Raw genomic sequence first — 20017 nt, 5'->3', positions numbered from 1 at the left:
ATAAATGACCTATTGCTTTAAATATTCAAAGACAGACTGTAGCAACCAAGGCGAATCTAGGTTGAATTGTAAATCTATGATGAGTTGTGTTTTTCCTTGCTGAATAATATCGATCTTTGTGTGTTCATCTTTTTTTGAAAAATGCTTGTTAACTAATATCTTATTGTTAGTAACAGGGCGCTTCTTGTTGTGTTTCAACAAAAATGAAAAAGTAAAACAACCAAAAAAAGGCATACGGAAAAGCTGTGTAAATAAGGTGGCGTTATGTAATGTGCAACGAGTCGTTAGCGCTAGCGATTGGTTATCTGAGTTAATAGACAGTTGCCCAAGTTGTTTTAAGCTCTTAAATTGAGACTTAGAGAGTTGAGTGGGCTGATGTCCTCCTGTCATCATCCAAAATGCACTGATGGTTGAAAAAGGCAGTGTGCCTGCATCGATGAGATCAAAGAGTTGCGTTGATTGATAATGAAAGAGAACGCATTTAGTCATCTTTTTATTATCAGCAAGGTAGCAATATTGAATTGTCTCAAAAGAATGCTGTTTCCATCGTTTAAGCGGTTCAATATCTGTTGTCATCGTTAATATCATGGGGGAGCAAGCATCATTGATAAGATGTTTAAATGGTTTTTTATCAATTAAAAGCTGCATAAGAGCCTGCTCATTCAAGCTGACAGCAGTATGAGATTGCACCATTGTCGAGTACGTTGCCTTTAGAGTGTTAATAAAACGAAAGATGTCGTTAGAGTAAGGTTTAATGGCAAGCAAGTAGCATAACTCATCATATTCATAGCAGACGACACTGCAAAAGAAACGGGGAAGCCACTCAACGCCATGAAGATAACTTCTTCTTGTCGTTGTATAAGATGAATGTCCCCATTGATCGCTACAAACATCAAAAAGAAGGCTGTCGTTGATAGCTGAGAAAGGGCGATCCTCAAGCCAAAAATTAAACCGATCACGACTATATTGATAATCTAATTGTTGATGAACACGTTCATCGGAATATAAAGAAAAGGCAGCTGAATGTTCACCAGAGCGATTATTGCTCTGTTTTAGTATGGTTGGATCTTGTGTTGCCAGCAATAAGCCCTGTTGTGTCAGCAGATGTGCAGCACTATGTCGAAGATGATGGAAACAGGCTTTTTTGCCGAACAAAGCTTTGAGAGCTCGCGTGATTGGCAGCAAATAATAATGTGCACGTGAAGATATCGCTTCATTTTCATAGCCAATGAAAGGTGAACTCAAATCGCCCTTACATTTAATAAGCAGTATCTCGTGAAGTAATGCGGCTTGTGCTTTGGGTAAATAAACCGATATTTGTCGATGTTTATTATTTTTAGGATGGCCTTCCTTGGTTGTTGTTATATGTACAATAAAGCTTTGCTGACAGTTTTTAGAGGCAACGATATCTTGGGATCGTAAACGTAGCACTTCCCCTCGTCGCAATCCGGCATAAAACCCTAATACCAAACTACCAATACAAAATAAGCGCTGTAATGGCGTTGCTCCAGGCATGGTCAATAATGCATCTAATAGCTGTTGGTATTGAGAGACATTAATACGAAAAGCATTCACACTTTTCGGTTGGGTCGGGGGATTAAAAGCCCGAATATCAAAATGCTCAGTGATATCGATATACGATAAATAACGAAAGAAATTATAAACCAGCCATTTATCATTTTCATTGGTCGTGTTGTAACGATCTTGTGCCCATTGTGCTAACGCATCAGGATCACAAGCCATATCATAAGTGAGTGTGGTTGTGCTTAAAGATTGATAAATAGATGTATATTTCTTTATAGATTTAATGTCTAAAGAGCTTGATTGTACGCCGCCATAAAATAATAAATCGTAAGTAAAATGAAAAAACAGCTTGGGTAATACATTGTCTGTCATCCACATTGGCACTTTTGGTGGATGTTGTTGTAACCAATCTTTTCTCTTTCTTGGCGGAATATCGTCCAAATCTTTGAGTAGATCTTTATGAGACCAGCCTGTTTGTAAAGAGGGTGGACTGTCCTGTACCGTCGGTGTATATGGCGTATTATTGTAATAAATAATAGAAAGATCTTGCTGGGCCTGCAGCTTATTCACCGTAGGATAATGAAATGAGACATGCCGATTCGGTTGAGAAATGTCTTGTAATAGGACATGTGGGTAACCTTTTTGATGGTGCCAAATATTTAAAAAGCAATAATGCCAACTGTGTTTTGCTTTTTCTGTTAACGAGTATGGTGCGCTCGTCAAAAAATGATTGAGCTGATTATTCAGTTGCTTGGGACTGATATCGTTGTGATCTACGCGGTGATAATCTTGTAATAAACGGTATACAAAAGGAGTAAGTGCATAGCGAGTAAATGTTTTATCTTGCTGCTGTGTTTTTTTTCCTGTGTCATGAAAAAGAATAATGGTGAGCTGTTCATCGAAATATTCAATCACTGGCGGTGTATTTAAGATCTGACATAAATACACATGAGCAAGTGGGGCTACTTCAATCGAAAAAGCAACCGCAATCAGCGCAGGTGTTATTGTTGGGCGCTCAGTAAAAAAATGTTTACGATAGGATAGATAATCGTTATAGAGCACACTGGCATCGTAGGCTTGTTCATTAATGCGTTGCATCCATTCGAGCGTTAAATCAAGACACTTTTTATCTTGTGATTCAGGAATATCCCAATCACAGCGCTGCTGAAGATATAAACACAGTTGAGATAAAAGTTGTCTTAAATATCGTTGTTCTCCTGTCGGAATAGAGTTGATGTCACGGTTAATATTTTTAAGTGTTTCTGTCGTTAATTGTCGTCCGGTGATTGCCTGTTGATCAACAATGGTGAACAATCGATTGATCAGCCTTTTATCGATGGCGTTGAAATTCATTTCATCACAAAAAAGAGTGAATTCACGTTTAGAGAGTGTCATTGGTTTTTACTCCCTTAAGCATGCATTCAAATAACGAATAGCTTTGTCGGTAATTAGTGAGACCAAAAATTTCGGGTAATTGATGAAGAAAGCGCAATAGTGTCTGTTTATGTACAGGCAATAATTGATCATTACCGTAATGCTCCCCGAGGTTTGAATGGCCCATCAGCTTATCAATTTGCTGTGAAGTCAATTGTGGCTCTTGATGGTTGTGTGCTGTCTGGGCAAAGGTATGGCGAAAGCGATACGAGACAATTTCACTCTTGGGAGTGATGGCATTATTCGACCAGTATTGTTGAATAAACTGATTCATGAGTTTGGCATTGAGAGCTGTTGCTTGATTGTTTTCATCAATGATGAACCATAGCGCAGACGGTGTTGTTGTTATGCCTAATCGATTAAGTAATATATGCTGGATAGTTTGATAATGTGTGATCCGCTCTCTTAAATGTTCGCAGATGAAGAGAGTACGAAATTTACCTTTATCTGATATCAATACACTCGATAGATTAAAGCAACGGTTGAGTTCAACACTGATAGAATGGGTCGGACGACAACCCGTCAAGATCAAAAACTCAGCCGCGACTTGATAGGTTAAAAGTGTATACAGCGCCTTTAACTGCTTAGTCGTGATATTAGGTTGTTGAGCCATATTATCGATATCGCTACCAATAGACTTAAAAAATAATCGAATATCATTGATCGGCAGTGAACGTTTAGAGCCGATAGTAATAGGCGCGAGCTCTTTATGTTGCCATCGATTGCCATGCATTTCTTTAATTAATGATTTAATGATAGGTTGATGATTTTCTTTTGAAATAAAACCAAAATCCTGTTGTTGGAATAAGGGTTGTTTCTCTCCACTCACATCAAAATAAAGTATGTATGCTTGATCATTGAGTATTTTTGAAAGACGTTTTAAAGCTCGACTTTGAGACATAAATATTGAGTAACGGATATGATCACTATTTGCCATTTGATACCTGTGAGCATTCTTATGATGAAGGGCACTTTCTCCAATAAAAATATATTTAGCAATGACAAACACTTGAGGATCTAACGCGATAAAAGCAGAAAAGTAGCGATAAAATTGTGGTTTTCTTGATTTTGTTCGTTTTTTTATTGGCGCAGGGGCTAGCCATGGTTTTTGTAAGATTGTAAATAACAAGGCTTTCTCTTTGCTATTGAGTAAAGCCGTCTCATAACTCATCTTGTCTTGAAGCTGTCGCGTAAAGAAGTGATTGATATAGTCGGGGACAGGTTGCCATAAATAAGTCTTATTATTATGTTGATAAGTGAGGCTATATTCTGCCCAAGACATACTGCTAGAACGGGAAATACGAAAAGTATGAGGAGCAGCAGCTTTTGCTCCACTCACTTTCATTACATTGGGAATATCACTGATACGACGAATATTTTTTAATTGATCTGTAAACCATAAATAAAAGAACATTAACATTAATTTATTCGCTATTTTAGGTGACGGTGCTTTTTTATTAATAGAGAAAATAATAGCGATTAATGTATGCGTAATATTTAAAGCTGAAGGATAAACACCACCAGAATTTTTATATCGATTTGTTTTTTTTATGGCCGATAGAAAACTCAAAGTATTAACCTCATTTAGATCTAAATGCAGAAACACAGACGTTAGTAATATGGGCAAGAAATTTGATATTATAGTTAAGGATCAAATTGTGTTTTTTGCATTATTATAACGAGCACGAAGACAAGCTAAAATATTTTTTGAGGTGCGGTATTGTAATGTTGGAGTAATAAAAAGATGATTTTTGATCACTGCTTCAGCTTCATCGTGAGGATAAATACCGAGCCTAATGTTATTATTCCGAGTGTTATTTTTTAATAACATAAAATAAAGCGGTGCTGGTGATAATAAATAATAGGCATTTTCTACGGTGTCATTTTTAATGACAGGCAATACCATGGCATTCAATTGATATTGAATATCTTCTTGAGATAGTGTGAGTAAGTTATCATTATTAGACATATCAATAGTATCATCTTCACAGAGTCGTTGAATGAGAGGGTGATGTGTCAGTTGCGCTTGCGATGTAGGTATAGTCTTGTGCTTTATCATCTAATCACCTTCAGTCATTTATGTGTACCATATGGATTTATTATTATGATAATTAAATTAATTAATGATTAAACCGCTAATTATTTAAATTTACGAGTTGGCTCACAATGATAATTAAATAAAGTCATTTTTTAGGTTAGATAAATAATGCTTTATTAATTAATGAGGCCCAATAACCGTGATATTTAACAGATATATATTCTATATAGGCTTTCCTCATGCTTATTGGGATAATTAAATATTTTTTGTTCGTTACGTTTTCTACCTATATTTGGGTTTAATTGTCAGGGTGAAGTTTGTCTTTATTCATCACTATATTTGCCTATATTCAGTAGTTGTCATCAGTATGAGGCAAAAATATCGGTGGTTTTTAATTTAAGGAAGCGAATTTCGCCTGCTTAATTATTTTTTTCTTTCTTTTTAATACAGGGCTGCGGATAACGATAATATTATTGTTGGCTTGAGTGCTAGCCTGACGAACTTTTTTAGTTACTTAGGTTCAACGAAACTCAAGACATCACGTAAATCATCAATACTACCGGATGCAATCATTAATCGCGGTTGGCGTCCATTCCACTCTGCTTCGTGATTAGGCTCTGCCATAAACGCCTTAATAGCCTTGGAATTTCCTAGTTTTTTGTAAACTAGCTTATGAATCTTTACGATGATGTTGATCCGCTCATCGAGTTGGTGATCGTCCTTAGCTAATACCTGCTTAACTTTAGATGCTTCTATTCCCCAACGTCTTAAGAGTGTTGTTGCTATGACTATCTTGGTATTCATGATGTCCCCTTCGTGAAAGTGCAGATTATGCGCACTAAAAATACTGTATATCAACACAGCTATTTGATCAATAAATGAGCAGGTGTATTTTTGTGAAGGTGACGAAAGTGAGAGTGAGGAATACAAAGAGGCAACCGTCGACCCTTAATAGTGAATCTATTCATGCTTTTTGCTCAGGCTTTTTGACTGCTCTATTGGTATGACTGCCCATTTTTAGACACAGCTGTGTCATTCAAATTGTCTCATTTTGCTTGTTTTTGAAGAAAAACTGTCACTGTAAGGTTTTGATTTTGTTGTTATTGGTTGTTTTTAAAGGCAATCTAGGCGAGGGGATTATTGGGAGGAATAGCTTAAGCTATTGTAAATGAAAGGATAAAGTCATCTTAACTATGCGCATTGTCATTTAGGGCAGTGTTACAATTAAAGGGTATCTGTCATCAATTCTCCTGAATTCCAATGAAAACAGTGAGTCAGTGATTACTTAATGGTAATAAAGTATTTATCAGTAACGGAATCATATTTAGGTTTAATCATCAATCAAGCCTACTGATTAACAATAGACTTAGCATATTGATGTCTTTTTATTTACTTTGATAACAGCGACTTCGTGTCTTTATGATATAGCGATAGCAGCGTAAAACTATCTTTGTGGTAGCAGGTTGCAAAGCTTCGGTAGTCAGGTTTTTGATTATCAATATATTCTTTTACCATTGCTTGCACTTCACCTGCGGTTTTTAATTCAGGCGCTGCGTCGCTACTTTCAGAGTTCCACTTAACGGTAATTACCGTTTCTGGTGGCATATTGAGAACGTCATCCCATGAGTACTCAAGAAATGTTGCTTCATTGCGTTTTTTGTTATTTAGCCTTGATAGTATATTTTTAATAAATTTCATAAGTGTTGTCTTTTGTTATCAAGCAATAGAGTAAGGTATCAATACATCAACTAGTTAATATAATGAAAGCTTATATTTTGGCTGGGTATAATCGTCAATATGAATAATTATGTTTTTAGATGTTGATCAAAATAATCATTCCCTTACGTAATAATTAAAGATTTTTTCGTCACAATCTCGGTTTTATGAGTTCTGGTTGCATATTAGTACTTGTAAGCGTTAGAGGTGATATTTCAAGGGATAAGCAAAAGCTTTAAGTGCTTTTTTATTTATATCGGTCTTTCTTTTATTTCATATAGCTGGGGTGGGTTCGAGTTTGACACTCACTGCAGGGAATGTTGAGGTTGGGTTTGGCATTCACTGTATATAATGATGGAGGGGGCTCGTGATTTAGCTCTTCCTCGCACCTAAAAACTTGGTCCTCGTGAACTTCCCTCCGTCCCTTTTTTGACCCATAACATAAGCATCAAAGCGCTTAATATAAGAGTAATTTATACGATCTGGTTGCTACTACCGTCATATTTTTGGCTTTTATGTTTTTTATCACAAATATACTCTAAATGTATTCTTTTGATGGATTGCAGTTAATGCTCTGCATATACTTACCAAATAGAACAGGGGGAACTGTTCAACATATTTATATATTTAAGAGTGAAATAGTATGCAACTATTGAAGAAGTTTAAGGCGTGGTTAAGCAAACTTGATGAGTACGATAAGCAGGCAAAACAAATGCGTCGTGAAGATCGCCTTGGTGAATATGACTACACTACCGAGTCTCTAAAAATCAAAAAATAATCGCTATGTTTAGATTTTTTCAATTGTAAAAGCAAAATAATAATTAGCGTTGTACTCAAATATATAATAATTAAGCCACAACTAATATTCTTTATGAATGGTTGTGGCTTTTTTTATTGTTTTTTTTATGGCTGTATTTGATGTTATTGCTGGTGAATATATGCAAGTAATTTATTGATCTATTGAATAAATATCTTTGAGTAATGATATTGGTTTTGTGAATATATATTCTGTTATTTAACTGTTTTATATATTGTTGTTTTTTTGCTGTGTTGTGTTTTTTTAAGTGGTTGATATTAATATTATTGTTGGTTTTTTTTGAGTGGGTTTATTATTTATTATGATTAATTTATCTTAAATATTCTGGTTTGTTTTGTTTTGGGTGTTTATTCCTTTAGCAATTAATTGCTTTGTAATATTGTGGCTGTAGGTTTCGTTTGAAGGTTAATTATCAGATTATCATTGTGATGAATATTCTGGTTGTAATTGATAACGAACTATTTTTTGGATTACAGGTACATATTTAATTATGGAATACTCATATATCGTTGTATTTGTGCTGTCATTTATAAGCTTATTTATGATGCGCAACATCGCAAAAAAAGTGGGTTTGGTTGATAAGCCCAATGCTCGAAAACACCATCAGGGCGTGATACCACTAGTTGGAGGTATCTCGGTCTTTTTTGCTTTTGCTATTGCCGCGTTATTGTTTTTACCTGTTGATTTAACCCTTTTACTCTATCTCGGCTGTGGTTTAATTTTATTAGCTGTCGGGGTGATTGATGATTATCTCGATATTAGTTTTAAGATCCGCTTAGTAGTCCAAGCAGGGATCGCGTTGGCGATCATCAGTATTGGTGGCCATTCATTAGATAACCTCGGTTACTTAATGGGCAGTGAAACATTGCAGCTATCACCTTTTATCGGTGGCGTCGTCACTGTGGTGGCGTTTATTGGTGCTATCAATGCGTTTAATATGGTTGATGGTATTGATGGTTTGCTGGGAGGACTCGCCTCGGTGACATTTACCGCAATGGGGTATGTGTTTTATTTAAATGGTAATCACGAATTAGCCTTATTTTGTGGTTTATTAGTTGCGGCAATGCTGCCGTATATTATGCTTAACCTAGGTTTACCTTTTGGACGTCGCTTTAAAGTCTTTATGGGCGATGCTGGCAGCGTGTTTATCGGCTTTACTGTGGTGTGGCTATTGGTGCGTGGCACTCAAGAAGCTGATATTGTGGCGTTTAAACCGGTAACCGCATTGTGGTTAATTGCGATCCCATTAATGGATATGGCAACAATTATGATCCGCCGTGTTCGCAAAGGTCAGTCACCGTTTAAGCCCGATCGTGAGCATTTGCACCATATTTGTCAGCGTATTGGTTTGTCGTCACGCATGACATTAGTGGTAATTTGTTTATTAGCGATTAATTGTGCTGCGATTGGTATTTGGTCTGAAATGGCAGGTGTGAAAGAATCAACCATGTTTATTGCTTTCTTGGCGATGTTTGGCGGTTACTTTATGATGATCAATTATATTTGGCGTATTACCGCTGTCGTTAAGCGCTTTTTTGGTATTCATACCGTACACGAAGCGTAAAAAAGTAATCAAAGGATACATGTTGTGAAAATAATGGTGACGGGCGGAGCTGGTTTTATTGGCTCTGCCGTTATTCGATATATTATTAATAATACTCAAGATAGCGTTATTAATGTGGATAAATTAACTTATGCAGGTAACTTATCCACATTGGCGTCAGTGGCACAACATTGCCGTTATATTTTTGAGCAAGTGGATATTTGTGATCGTGATGAGTTAGATCGCCTGTTCACCGTTTATCAGCCTGATGTGGTGATGCACTTAGCAGCGGAAAGTCATGTTGATCGTTCCATTAATGAACCCGCGGCCTTTATTACCACTAATATTATCGGTACTTATACTTTATTAGAAGCGGCGCGCAGTTATTGGCAGTCATTAGAGCCTGCTCGCCAAACCGCATTTAAATTTCATCATATTTCTACCGATGAAGTGTTTGGTGATTTAGGCCATTGTGAGGCACTGTTTACTGAAAACAGTGCCTATGATCCTTCAAGTCCATATTCAGCTTCTAAAGCGTCAAGTGATCATTTAGTGCGAGCTTGGTCGCGAACCTATGGTTTACCCGTTATTGTAACCAATTGCTCTAATAATTACGGGTCTTATCATCATCCTGAAAAACTGATCCCGCGAATAATTTTAAATGCACTTGCAGGGCAACCGTTGCCTGTTTTTGGTGATGGTTTACAAGTTCGTGATTGGTTATTTGTCGATGATCATGCATGCGCTTTATATTGTGTATTAACGCAGGGGCAGGCAGGCGCAACCTATAATATTGGTGGCTCTAATGAAAAAACCAATATCGAGGTTATTACGACAATTTGTCAGTTATTAGAAGAGCTTGCACCGCGTAAACCTCAAGCTGTTGATGCTTACAGTGATCTCATTACGTATGTGGCAGATAGGCCAGGGCATGATATTCGTTATGCTATCGATGCCTCTAAAATTACTCGTGAATTAGGTTGGATCCCAGCCGAGACCTTTGAGTCTGGGTTACGTAAAACCGTTGAATGGTATTTAAATAATCCCACGTGGTGGCAACCTGTGCTGGAAGAGTGTGACAAAAATTAATATGAAAAGCAGCGTGAAGTAGAACCACCTAAGTATCAAGGAAAAAGCCTCACAATAGATGATGCTTTTATCTTGATACTGCTCTTCCTCGCTACTCGCTACTCGAAACTTCTGCTCTTACCCCTCCACCCACGCCAAAATTCCTTGCACATGATAATCAATAATTTTTTGACGGCCTTTAGGCGTCATCAATATCAAGCAGCATTCGATTTCATTATCCATAAAGAAGTTCTCGGTTAACACCGCAGCCATGGTGGTTTTTCTTAGCATATAAAAGCCACGTTCTTTATCGCTGTCACCATCACGGTAATCGCTGCGCAGGGGTTTATTGGGGAATATTTGGCTGAAAGCATGGGCAAGATGATCGGCGACAATATCACTTTCGGTTTGGCCGCGGCTGGTAAAAATTTCAACCCCTTTACCACCACCGGCATTGGCATGTATTGATACTAATAAACACCGATGATGCGGATATTGCTGGGCTAAAAAATTAGCCCTATCAACCCGTGAGCGCAGGCTGATATCTTCTAATTCAGGTACGATAATTTTATTATCAATGCCATATAAGGTTAGTGCTTGGCTAATACCTTTGGCGATAGCACGATTAAATTCACCTTCAAATAATTGCTTACCGTTGGACCATAATGGCGAACGTTTGCCAGCAGTTTGATAGACATTGTTAATAATACCGCCATGGCCGGGATCTAATAAAATTAATGCCTTCATAAGGTCACCTTGGGAGTACCGTATTTCGCAATAACATGGCTCCATAGATAACCATAAGATTTATGGGCATTGCCGGGATATTCATTGGTGATATAGCAATCTTGTGGCTTTATTTGATGGCGGTTGGCAAGGTAATCATCGCTTAAATCATGATCAATACACACGATATCGCGCTTATCACTGACATTGATCCATTGCTCGGTAACGCAATCGGGTGTGGCTAACTTTTTCACGCTCGGTTGCTGCGTGATTTGGGGCAGAAAGCCTTTGACGCTAGTGAGTCCAAGCGGCGAGCCAAAGGTAAACCAAGTGCAAATTTGTGGTGGCGTTGTTTGACGGCTGAGTTGATGGAGGACGTTATAGGCGATCACGGTGCCCATTGAATGACTGAGTAAAATAATCGGTCGGTGTTTATATTGATTGAGCAGTTTTATCAGCGGTTGCTCGACTGCCTTTTGGTAGCTCGAATCATGAAAATAGTGATGGATATCTGGCAGTAGTGATTTTAAAAATGGTTTAGAGATAAAAGAGAACATACTTAACTTATCTTCTATCCATTCAGCGACGTTGGCTGTCCAGTGTGAAGCGCTGGTGGTTAGCAGATTATTGTGATGAGGCGAGTTACTGACCGATAAATGTTTAATGGCATGGATCTGAGGAGTTACAGTAATGGGATCAGCAGATAAGACTAATGGCTGTTGATAATAATGATCGGCGTAATAGGCCATTTTAAAATCAATTTGTGGGTGTAATTGAGATTGATTGTAGCGTTGTAAGCCATGTTTAAGCGCTTGTTGCCACTGCTGACTTAACGTTGTGGTGGGGAGTTTATTTCCTCTGCCATGAATAGCAATAATGATCGGATACATAAATATTATTCTCTCGATTTATCGTTTAACGACCATTTAATTTTATATGCACTTAATTGTACACTTTGGGGTGGTTTTTTGTGATCTAATGATAGTCACACTGCGTTTGTTACATTAAGTTAACATGGTAAAAGCGAATGCTTCCTAGTTCTATCTGATAACATTTCTAACAATAGATATGCGCTGTCATCATGAGCCGCTTATTGTTATTGGCAACGGGGAGATTGCAGTGAATATTGTTCATCATGGCGCAAAAACAGGAGTAACGGGATCATGTCATGAGCTTGTTATTGGCGATAATAGCTTATTGATAGATTGTGGTTTATTTCAGGGAATAGAAGCCCGTGAGACGTTAGATATTGAATTTGATATTAACAATATCGCTGCATTATTACTGACCCATAGTCATATAGATCATATTGGTCGTTTGCCATGGTTGCTTGCCGCAGGTTTTACGGGTCCTATTTATGCCACAGAAGCAACCGCGGCTTTAGTGCCATTAATGCTAGAAGATGGGCTTAAACTGCAATTAGGGCTCAATAAAAAACAGTGCGAAAAAGCGTTAGCATTAATACATCAGCGCATTCGTCCTGTGCCTTATGATTGTTGGGCGCAAATAGTGTTACCAACTGGAGATCAAGTTAAGATCCGTTTTCGACCTGCTGGGCATATTTTGGGATCGGCTTATATTGAAATTAAATTGCCGACCAATGAGATTGTGGTTTTTAGTGGTGATCTTGGACCGAAAAATACGCCATTATTAGCCGATCCCATCGCGCCAACTGTCGCTGATACGTTAGTAATTGAAAGTACTTATGGTGATAAACCTAACCACCAACTTGAGCATCGCCAGCAAGTATTAAAACGCATTATTGAACGCTCATTACAAGATGGTGGTGCGATTGTGATTCCCGCCTTTAGTGTTGGCCGTACTCAAGAGTTACTGTTTGATCTTGAAAATATTATTGCCCAAATTGATATCGATCCTAATGAAACAGAAACCAATAAGCGAGTGTGGAAAAGTTTACCAGTAATTTTAGACTCGCCACTGGCACAAAAGGTGACTGAGCAGTACCGCTATTTTCATGAATTATGGGCTAAAGAAGCGAAACATCGGCGTTATATGGGCAGGCATCCGTTAGCGTTTGAACAATGTATTACCATTGATAGCCATGCGGATCATATAAAATTAGTCAACCGGCTTCAGCATTCTGGTGAACCTGCAATCATTGTTGCCGCCAGCGGCATGTGCTCTGGTGGCCGAGTAGTCAATTATTTAAAAGCGTTATTAGCCGATAAACGCACTGATATAATTTTTGCAGGTTATCAAGCGCAAGGTACAACCGGACGCGCTTTAGTCGATGGCGATAGAGCCATTAAAATTGATGATAAAGTGATTGATGTTATGGCGCACATCCACCAATTATCGGGTTATTCCGCCCATGCTGCGCAATCTGATTTGGTTAGTTTTGTGGCTGATATTGAGCAAGGCCCTAAGATAATTAAAGTCGTGCATGGTGATCTTAAAGCGCAAACCGCATTAGCAGTAGAATTGAGAAAGGTTAAGCCTGAGGCAACAGTGATTATTGCCGCGAGTGAGTAAGGGGGAGAGCCAAGCCTCACTCCGTAATGTCTAGAGTGAGTGCCAAGCCCCAACCTCCGTCATTCCCTACAGTGAGGTTACGAACGAGATAGGGAATCTACCGTCCGCGCGTTGTAGGGTTATTGAATTCACTGGCTTCTTTAAGGCTCGATCACGTCTTGAGTAGATCACGGATAGTTTCGTGCCTCAACTTCCGAGATGACGGATATTAGGCTGTCTCGGCACTAATAATCCGCCACTCGCTACTGCTCTTTCTCGCCTCTAAAACCCTCGCAACCTTATGCCTTTACCTCTTTACCGCGTACTAATTTTCGTACCCACATTCTTCCTGGGTGAAGGGCATCAAGTACTGTGTGTGGTAGGGGAAGTGGATCGCCACAAATCTGTGAAGCCAGTAACTCGCCTAATAGTGGTGCTGAACTTAACCCTCGTGAGCCTAAGCCAACAATGGTAAATAAGTTTTGATATACCGGCACATTTTGAGCGTAAAGCTGGTTATCTTTGAGATCTTGATATTGCTTAATCAAATCATCATAACGGCAAACATTACCCACAAACGGTAAATGATCACGGCTAGCACAACGGACTCCAACACGTGCTCGTTGCTGAGGATCAAACTCGTCAACATGAATGGCATCGACCCATGAGGCCGTTGCAGGAACACTGTCTAGTAAGCGTTGCTTGTTTTGCTGTTGATCGACGTTACTGTAAGTTAAATCGCAACTACGACGGGCGTAACTGGCACCAATACAATGACTATTGGTGTTGGTGTTTACTGGCGTTAAATAGCCGTCATAACATAATACCGTGTTAAGTTGCGCCAAGGTCTCATTGGTTGGTACATGGCTGACTTGACCACGTACTGATGAGGTTGGAATCGGGGCTGTTTGTGGATATTGATTAAAACGGTGACCACTGGCAACCACAACTGTGGTGTGAGTTGTGGTGCTGCCATCGGCAAACGTTAATTGCCATCGCGGATCATTAGTGGGTGTTTTAAGTTGTTCAAGCGTAGTGACATCACAATTAAGATGTAAGGTTAGTTTGCCTGTTTGCTGCATTGATTCGATTAATGCTTGGGTTAATTGCTGTGGGCATAACCAACCACCTAACGGGTAATTAACACTACGACAATCGGTTTCGACACCGGTGATCGTGCGGGTTTGTTCAATATCTAATTCACGGACTAACTCTTCAGGAAAGCCTCCGCTTAACATGCACTCTAGCTTTTTAGTTTGACGACCGAGTTTTTTATCTTGGGTTGCAAGCGCGAGTTGTTTTTCAGCATCAGTCAGGTTTTTACCGTTTTCATCCCATGCTAATTGGGTTACGCCACACCAATCATGATCAAACTGACATTGCTGAGCAGCTTGTTCAACAAACTGACGTGCATAAATAAATCCCGGCGCAAAAAAGCGTGATAGTGGATCATGCTTACCATTGAGCAGTGGGTAGACGGCACCTTGGCGATTGCCCGATGCTCCTTGGGCTAACTCGTTATCAGCACAATATAAGGTTACCGACTGACCGCGACGAATTAAGGCTAATGCGGTGGTCGCTGATGCAACACCACCACCGATAATCGCAATATCGCTTGGTTGTGATGTTTGTTGTGAGCTACGGGCAAACCAAGGCTTAAAGTTAGCTTGCGAATGCGAAGGAGTGATTGTCGCTAGAGTAATATGATGGTGTTCGTTTAGCGTTGATGTATTGTTGAGACTAAAACCAGCCTCAGTTAAACCCGTACGTACTAAGTCTGTCGTTGTTGCTGTCACGGCGCTAACACTGCATTGAGCACGTGCCATTTTAGCCATGTTATTAAACAGCTGCTGATTCCAGCTCTCGAGTTGATGCTGAGGTGCGCACTCGTCTAATAGCCATGCGTCGATAAGACCGTCATTGCCTAGCCATAGTTGAGGCATAGATTGGTGAATATCGCCAAACCATAAATCAAGAGTGATACGGCCATTCTCAAGCACAATTCGATGACAATCAGCGACAGCAGGAGGATAATGTGCGTGAAGCTGTTCAGTGAGTTGTGCCAGTTCCGGCCACATAAGCTGAGCTTTAATTAGATCGTGCTTGGTCAACGGTGTTTTTTCAAAGCTAATATAATGCAGCTCTTGCGTTGTCGCCTCTGGGTGCTGTTCACGAAAAGCGTTAAATGCTTGCCATAGTGCTAAAAAGTTAACCCCAGTGCCAAAACTGGTTTCAGCCACAACAAATCGACGGCGGTCAAAATCCTGCCAGCGTTGCGGTAAACCATGTTGGTGGATAAAGGCATCGCGTGTTTGTTCAAGTCCATGATTATTTGATGATGCTAACTGATGAAATATTGAACAGCCACTATCGTTCCAATCAAGGACGGCATTTTTTATCCGTGGCGTAGACGTTGTGGTAGTAGGACGAGACAACATGAACCTCTTGTTTAGCAGCTGAGCACTTTAGCATCACTTTATGCATAAAAATGCATCAATTATGGGCTTTAAATGCGATTGAATAGCAATTTTGACTCGATTGTACCTGAAATACAGGAAAGCTGACCACTTTTCAGGAGCAAAGCCGTTATAGTTCTCGTACTAAATAATCGTTAACTTTTTTGTTTTTTTCTTAATAAAAGAGTTAGATTAGTGAATTGTCTCGGCCCAAACATCTTTAATATCGCGTGTTTTCGTTCGCTATAGCAAACGAAGAGTGGATGTGAGCGCAGATTTTAAAGCCGTTTGGGACGTATTCTAGTCATTGAAATAGGGCATTGGTTGTTCTATAAAATGGGTAGGTATTTCCATTAATATCAGTAGGAATTCATCATGAAACGAGCCGTAATTACAGGCATGGGTATTGTATCTAGTATCGGTAACAACGTTGCTGAAGTACTGGAATCCCTAAAAACAGGCAAATCAGGTATTACTTACTCTGAGCAGTTTGCAGAAATGAAATTGCGTTCAAATGTGTGGGGTGACCTAAAAATTACACCTTCTGAGCACATTGATCGTAAGAAAATGCGTTTCATGGGTGATGCCGCTGCGTTTGCTTACCTATCAATGGAACAAGCGGTTGCTGACTCTGGCCTAGCAGAAGACCAAGTATCAAATGAGCGTACAGGTTTAGTTGCAGGTTCAGGCGGCGCATCATCATACAATCAGTACCATGCAGTAGATACACTGCGTGAGAAAGGCGTTAAGCGTGTTGGTCCTTACATGGTTCCACGTACTATGTCTTCAACTGTTTCTGCATGTTTGGCAACACCTTTTAAAATTCGCGGTGTTAACTACACCATGAGTTCTGCATGTGCAACATCAGCACACTGTATCGGTCACGCGGTTGAACTGATTCAACTAGGCAAGCAAGATGTTGTTTTTGCTGGTGGCGGTGAAGAGCTTGATTGGTCACTAACAATGATGTTTGATGCTATGGGCGCGTTGTCGACTAAGTACAACGATGATCCATCAAAAGCATCACGTACTTACGATGCAGACCGTGACGGTTTCGTTATCTCTGGTGGCGGCGGCATGGTTGTGGTTGAAGAACTTGAACATGCTCTTGCTCGTGGCGCAAAAATCTACGGTGAGATCGTAGGTTATGGTGCAACATCTGACGGCTACGACATGGTAGCACCATCAGGTGAAGGCGCTGTGCGTTGTATGAAGATGGCAATGAAAGATCTTGATGCTCCTGTTGATTACATCAACACTCACGGAACTTCAACACCTGTAGGTGACGTGAAAGAGCTTGGTGCTATTCAAGAACTATTTAGTGAAAACTGCCCAGCAATCTCTGCAACTAAAGCGATGACTGGTCACTCTCTAGGTGCGGCTGGTGTTCACGAAGCAATTTACTCAACGCTAATGCTAGAGCACGGTTTTGTTGCGCCAAGCATCAACATCGACAACCTGGATGAAGCGGCTAAAGGCCTTGATATCGTGACTGAGAAGCGCGATGTTGAATTGAAGACTGTTATGTCTAACAGCTTTGGTTTTGGTGGTACTAACGCAACGCTAGTAATTAAGAAATACGAAGCGTAAGGCCGGAACACAGCAGCGGCGAGATTTCAAGTAGCGAGATTTCGTGTCTGAGAGTTCATAGCATGATAAAAAGCGATAGGTGAGAGCCTGTCGCTTTTTTTGTGTCCAAACCCTGTTGTTTTCTAAAATGAATGCCAAGCCCAACCCCGTCATTCCCTACAGTGAATGACTGCGAGGGCGTTAGGGAATCTACTGCCCGCGTGTCGTAGAGTCATTGAATCCACTGGTTTCTTTTAAGCTCAAACACGCGTTAAGTAGATCACGGATAGTTTCGTGCCTCACCTTTCGAGATGACGAATATTGGGCTGTCTCGCCACTCGCACCGCTTTTCCTCGTCCCTGCTTTTCCCTTGTCCCTCTCTCCTATATAATAATCAGCGCACGCGCCTCTCTTTACTTATTCTCTCTACAGGACGTATATGAAAATCCTTATCGATGAAAACATGCCTTATGCTCAGGAATTATTTAGCCAATTAGGTGAGGTTATTGCCAAACCAGGACGTACATTAACTGCTGATGATTTAGTCGGCATTGATGCTTTGATGATCCGTTCTGTAACCAAAGTGAATGCCGATCTAATAGCGAAAGCCGATAAGCTGAAATTTGTTGGTACTGCAACCGCAGGGCAAGATCATGTTGATCAGGATTTATTAGCCGCTAAGGGGATCACCTTTACCGCAGCGCCCGGTTGTAACAAAGTGGGTGTGGCAGAATATGTATTAAGTAGTTTGATGGTGCTTGGCCAACAGCAGGATTTCTCTATTTTTGATCGCACCGTGGGTATTATTGGAGCGGGCAATGTTGGTACTTATTTAGCGAAATGTTTGGATGCGCTGGGTATTCGGTATTTATTAAACGATCCCTTAAAACAAGTTGAGGGCGATGAGCGTGAGTTCAACTCGCTTGAAACGCTATTGGCTGAGTGTGATGTGATCACCACCCATACCCCGATAACACGCACAGGTGATCATCCTACTCATCATTTAGTGGATGCAGCATTTTTAGCGGCAATGAAACCCAATGCGATTTTAATTAATGCAGCTCGTGGTCCTGTAGTGGATAATCAAGCGCTAAAACAAGCCTTACAAGCAGCAGCTGATGGCAGTGGTAAAGTGTTAACCGCAGTGTTAGACGTGTTTGAACAAGAACCGCTGGTGGATTTAGAATTGTTACCATTATTAGCCTTTGCGACACCGCATGTTGCTGGTTATGGACTTGAAGGTAAAGCACGTGGCACCACCATGGTGTTTAACAGTTTTTGTCAGTTTTTAAATAACGAACACCATGCTCAGGCAAGTGATTTGTTACCTATTGCACCTGTACCACAAGTGCAATTAAGTCGAAAATGGGATGAAGCAACCTTATTTAGCTTGATCCAATTAGTTTATGATGTACGTAAAGATGACGGTATTTTCCGTCGTGAAATGCTAGCTGCTGGCGACGATAACAGCAAAATGGCTACCGCTTTTGATTTAATGCGTAAAAATTACTGGGATCGACGTGAATATAGTGCGATTACAGTAGCGGCGAAGGCCGAGTTTGCGGTAGAGTCGCTGGCTAAATTAGGTTTTACAGTAGTAGAGGTCACTCAATGAGTCAGGAATATGATATCGCAATACTTGGCGCAACAGGCGCTGTAGGCGAAGCTATGGTCGAAGTGCTAGAAGCACGCAATTTTCCTGTTCGCAATCTTTACTTGCTGGCAAGTGATCGTAGCGCAGGTAAAGCGTTACGTTTTAAAGGTAAATCAACCCGTGTTCGTAATGTAGAAGATTTCGATTGGAGCCAAGTGCAAATTGCCTTGTTCTCTGCAGGTGCTGAAGCATCACGCCATTGGGCACCGATTGCCGCTGAGCAAGGTGTGGTGGTTATTGATAACACCTCTGAATTCCGTTACGAATATGATGTACCGTTGGTTATTCCAGAAGTGAACCCAGAAGCGATTGCAGATTACCGTAACCGTAACATTATCGCTAACCCGAACTGCTCAACAATTCAAATGTTAGTTGCGTTAAAGCCGATTCAAGATGCTTATGGTATCGATCGTATTAACGTGGCGACTTACCAGTCAGTATCAGGTTCTGGTCGTAAAGGTATTGATGAACTAGCAGGACAAACTGCGAAGTTGCTTAACGGTTTGCCAATTGAAACCAAAGCCTACGATAAGCAAATTGCGTTCAACTGTATTCCTCATATTGATGAATTTATGGATAACGGCTACACCAAAGAAGAAATGAAAATGGTGTGGGAAACACAGAAGATTTTAGGCGATGCAAGTATTCGTGTGAATCCAACTTGTGTGCGTGTGTCTTCATTCTTTGGTCATGGTGAAGCAGTACACGTTGAAACCCATCAGCCAATCGTATTAGAAGATGCGATTAACTTACTTGAAAATACTGATGGTATTGAAGTTTTCCCTGGTAATGAATACCCAACACAAGTAACGGATGCTGTTGGTAAAGATCATGTGATGGTTGGTCGTATTCGTGAAGATATTAGTCACCCATGTGGTTTAAACATGTGGATTGTGGCTGATAACGTTCGTAAGGGCGCTGCGACTAACAGTGTTCAGATTGCAGAAAAGTTGATTGCTGAATATTTATAATCAACCTTATTAAAAGTAAGGCTTAGATC

At 40.0% G+C, this 20017-nt stretch carries 15 protein-coding genes; 7 read left to right on the top strand and 8 right to left on the bottom strand.

Annotated features, from left to right (window positions below; translation table 11 throughout):
* Positions 1–9 precede the first annotated feature (9 nt).
* From BTN98_RS08610 to BTN98_RS08590, 5 genes are all read right to left on the bottom strand, one after another.
* Positions 10–2919: a site-specific integrase gene (locus tag BTN98_RS08610; RefSeq protein WP_060997331.1), complete on the bottom strand. Its 2910-nt coding sequence runs from the start codon at positions 2917–2919 to the stop codon at positions 10–12.
* A complete protein-coding gene (locus tag BTN98_RS08605) occupies positions 2906–4528 on the bottom strand; it encodes a hypothetical protein (RefSeq protein WP_060997330.1) in 1623 nt (540 codons plus the stop codon). Before BTN98_RS08605 ends, BTN98_RS08610 begins: the two co-directional genes overlap by 14 nt.
* A gap of 81 nt (positions 4529–4609) precedes the next feature.
* The gene (locus BTN98_RS08600) at positions 4610–5017 is read right to left on the bottom strand and encodes a hypothetical protein (RefSeq protein ID WP_105029979.1); all 408 of its coding nucleotides are present in this window, start codon (positions 5015–5017) and stop codon (positions 4610–4612) included.
* 489 nt (positions 5018–5506) lie between these two features.
* Entirely contained in the window at positions 5507–5800 is a 294-nt protein-coding gene (locus BTN98_RS08595) for a hypothetical protein (RefSeq protein ID WP_060997328.1), read from the bottom strand.
* A 585-nt stretch (positions 5801–6385) separates the two neighbouring features.
* Positions 6386–6694: a hypothetical protein gene (locus BTN98_RS08590; RefSeq protein WP_060997327.1), complete on the bottom strand. Its 309-nt coding sequence runs from the start codon at positions 6692–6694 to the stop codon at positions 6386–6388.
* A 661-nt stretch (positions 6695–7355) separates the two neighbouring features.
* Here BTN98_RS08590 and BTN98_RS20755 point away from each other — a divergent pair.
* From BTN98_RS20755 to rfbB, 3 genes are all read left to right on the top strand, one after another.
* Positions 7356–7490, top strand: a complete 135-nt coding sequence (locus tag BTN98_RS20755) for a hypothetical protein (RefSeq protein ID WP_268875302.1) — start codon at positions 7356–7358, stop codon at positions 7488–7490.
* Between the two features lie 529 nt (positions 7491–8019).
* On the top strand, positions 8020–9093 hold the full coding sequence (gene wecA / locus BTN98_RS08585) for a UDP-N-acetylglucosamine--undecaprenyl-phosphate N-acetylglucosaminephosphotransferase (protein ID WP_060997326.1): 1074 nt from the start codon (positions 8020–8022) through the stop codon (positions 9091–9093).
* A gap of 24 nt (positions 9094–9117) precedes the next feature.
* Complete coding sequence (rfbB, locus tag BTN98_RS08580) at positions 9118–10161, top strand: dTDP-glucose 4,6-dehydratase (RefSeq protein WP_060997325.1); 1044 nt, start codon at positions 9118–9120, stop codon at positions 10159–10161.
* A 117-nt stretch (positions 10162–10278) separates the two neighbouring features.
* On the opposite strand, the gene BTN98_RS08575 is transcribed toward rfbB, so the two are convergent.
* Both BTN98_RS08575 and BTN98_RS08570 read right to left on the bottom strand, forming a co-directional pair.
* The gene (locus BTN98_RS08575; RefSeq protein ID WP_060997324.1) at positions 10279–10887 is read right to left on the bottom strand and encodes an N-acetylmuramoyl-L-alanine amidase; all 609 of its coding nucleotides are present in this window, start codon (positions 10885–10887) and stop codon (positions 10279–10281) included.
* Entirely contained in the window at positions 10884–11756 is an 873-nt protein-coding gene (locus tag BTN98_RS08570) for a lipase family protein (RefSeq protein ID WP_060997323.1), read from the bottom strand. The genes BTN98_RS08575 and BTN98_RS08570 overlap by 4 nt, the downstream gene beginning before the upstream one ends.
* A gap of 229 nt (positions 11757–11985) precedes the next feature.
* Here BTN98_RS08570 and BTN98_RS08565 point away from each other — a divergent pair, with 229 nt between their 5' ends.
* Entirely contained in the window at positions 11986–13359 is a 1374-nt protein-coding gene (locus BTN98_RS08565) for an MBL fold metallo-hydrolase (protein WP_060997427.1), read from the top strand.
* Positions 13360–13637: 278 nt separating this feature from the next.
* Here BTN98_RS08565 and mnmC read toward each other — a convergent pair whose 3' ends face one another.
* On the bottom strand, positions 13638–15776 hold the full coding sequence (gene mnmC / locus BTN98_RS08560) for a bifunctional tRNA (5-methylaminomethyl-2-thiouridine)(34)-methyltransferase MnmC2/FAD-dependent 5-carboxymethylaminomethyl-2-thiouridine(34) oxidoreductase MnmC1 (RefSeq protein ID WP_060997322.1): 2139 nt from the start codon (positions 15774–15776) through the stop codon (positions 13638–13640).
* Between the two features lie 393 nt (positions 15777–16169).
* Here mnmC and fabB point away from each other — a divergent pair, with 393 nt between their 5' ends.
* The 3 genes from fabB (at position 16170) to BTN98_RS08545 (ending at position 19988) form a co-directional block, all read left to right on the top strand.
* Complete coding sequence (fabB, locus tag BTN98_RS08555; RefSeq protein ID WP_060997321.1) at positions 16170–17384, top strand: beta-ketoacyl-ACP synthase I; 1215 nt, start codon at positions 16170–16172, stop codon at positions 17382–17384.
* A 418-nt stretch (positions 17385–17802) separates the two neighbouring features.
* The gene (locus BTN98_RS08550; protein ID WP_060997320.1) at positions 17803–18978 is read left to right on the top strand and encodes a 4-phosphoerythronate dehydrogenase; all 1176 of its coding nucleotides are present in this window, start codon (positions 17803–17805) and stop codon (positions 18976–18978) included.
* A complete protein-coding gene (locus tag BTN98_RS08545; RefSeq protein ID WP_060997319.1) occupies positions 18975–19988 on the top strand; it encodes an aspartate-semialdehyde dehydrogenase in 1014 nt (337 codons plus the stop codon). The genes BTN98_RS08550 and BTN98_RS08545 overlap by 4 nt, the downstream gene beginning before the upstream one ends.
* Positions 19989–20017: the final 29 nt, after the last annotated feature.

This window comes from Photobacterium aquimaris, from assembly GCF_002954455.1.
GTDB lineage: Bacteria > Pseudomonadota > Gammaproteobacteria > Enterobacterales > Vibrionaceae > Photobacterium > Photobacterium aquimaris.
This window is presented reverse-complemented; position numbering and strand designations above follow the sequence as displayed.

Coding starts and splice junctions, on each gene's coding strand:
- BTN98_RS08610 (WP_060997331.1), bottom strand. CDS start 2,919: ATGACACTCTCTAAACGTGAATTCACTCTTTTTTGTGATGAAATGAAT.
- BTN98_RS08600 (WP_105029979.1), bottom strand. CDS start 5,017: ATGATAAAGCACAAGACTATACCTACATCGCAAGCGCAACTGACACAT.
- BTN98_RS08595 (WP_060997328.1), bottom strand. CDS start 5,800: ATGAATACCAAGATAGTCATAGCAACAACACTCTTAAGACGTTGGGGA.
- BTN98_RS08590 (WP_060997327.1), bottom strand. CDS start 6,694: ATGAAATTTATTAAAAATATACTATCAAGGCTAAATAACAAAAAACGC.
- BTN98_RS20755 (WP_268875302.1), top strand. CDS start 7,356: ATGCAACTATTGAAGAAGTTTAAGGCGTGGTTAAGCAAACTTGATGAG.
- wecA (WP_060997326.1), top strand. CDS start 8,020: ATGGAATACTCATATATCGTTGTATTTGTGCTGTCATTTATAAGCTTA.
- BTN98_RS08575 (WP_060997324.1), bottom strand. CDS start 10,887: ATGAAGGCATTAATTTTATTAGATCCCGGCCATGGCGGTATTATTAAC.
- BTN98_RS08570 (WP_060997323.1), bottom strand. CDS start 11,756: ATGTATCCGATCATTATTGCTATTCATGGCAGAGGAAATAAACTCCCC.
- mnmC (WP_060997322.1), bottom strand. CDS start 15,776: ATGTTGTCTCGTCCTACTACCACAACGTCTACGCCACGGATAAAAAAT.
- fabB (WP_060997321.1), top strand. CDS start 16,170: ATGAAACGAGCCGTAATTACAGGCATGGGTATTGTATCTAGTATCGGT.
- BTN98_RS08550 (WP_060997320.1), top strand. CDS start 17,803: ATGAAAATCCTTATCGATGAAAACATGCCTTATGCTCAGGAATTATTT.
- BTN98_RS08545 (WP_060997319.1), top strand. CDS start 18,975: ATGAGTCAGGAATATGATATCGCAATACTTGGCGCAACAGGCGCTGTA.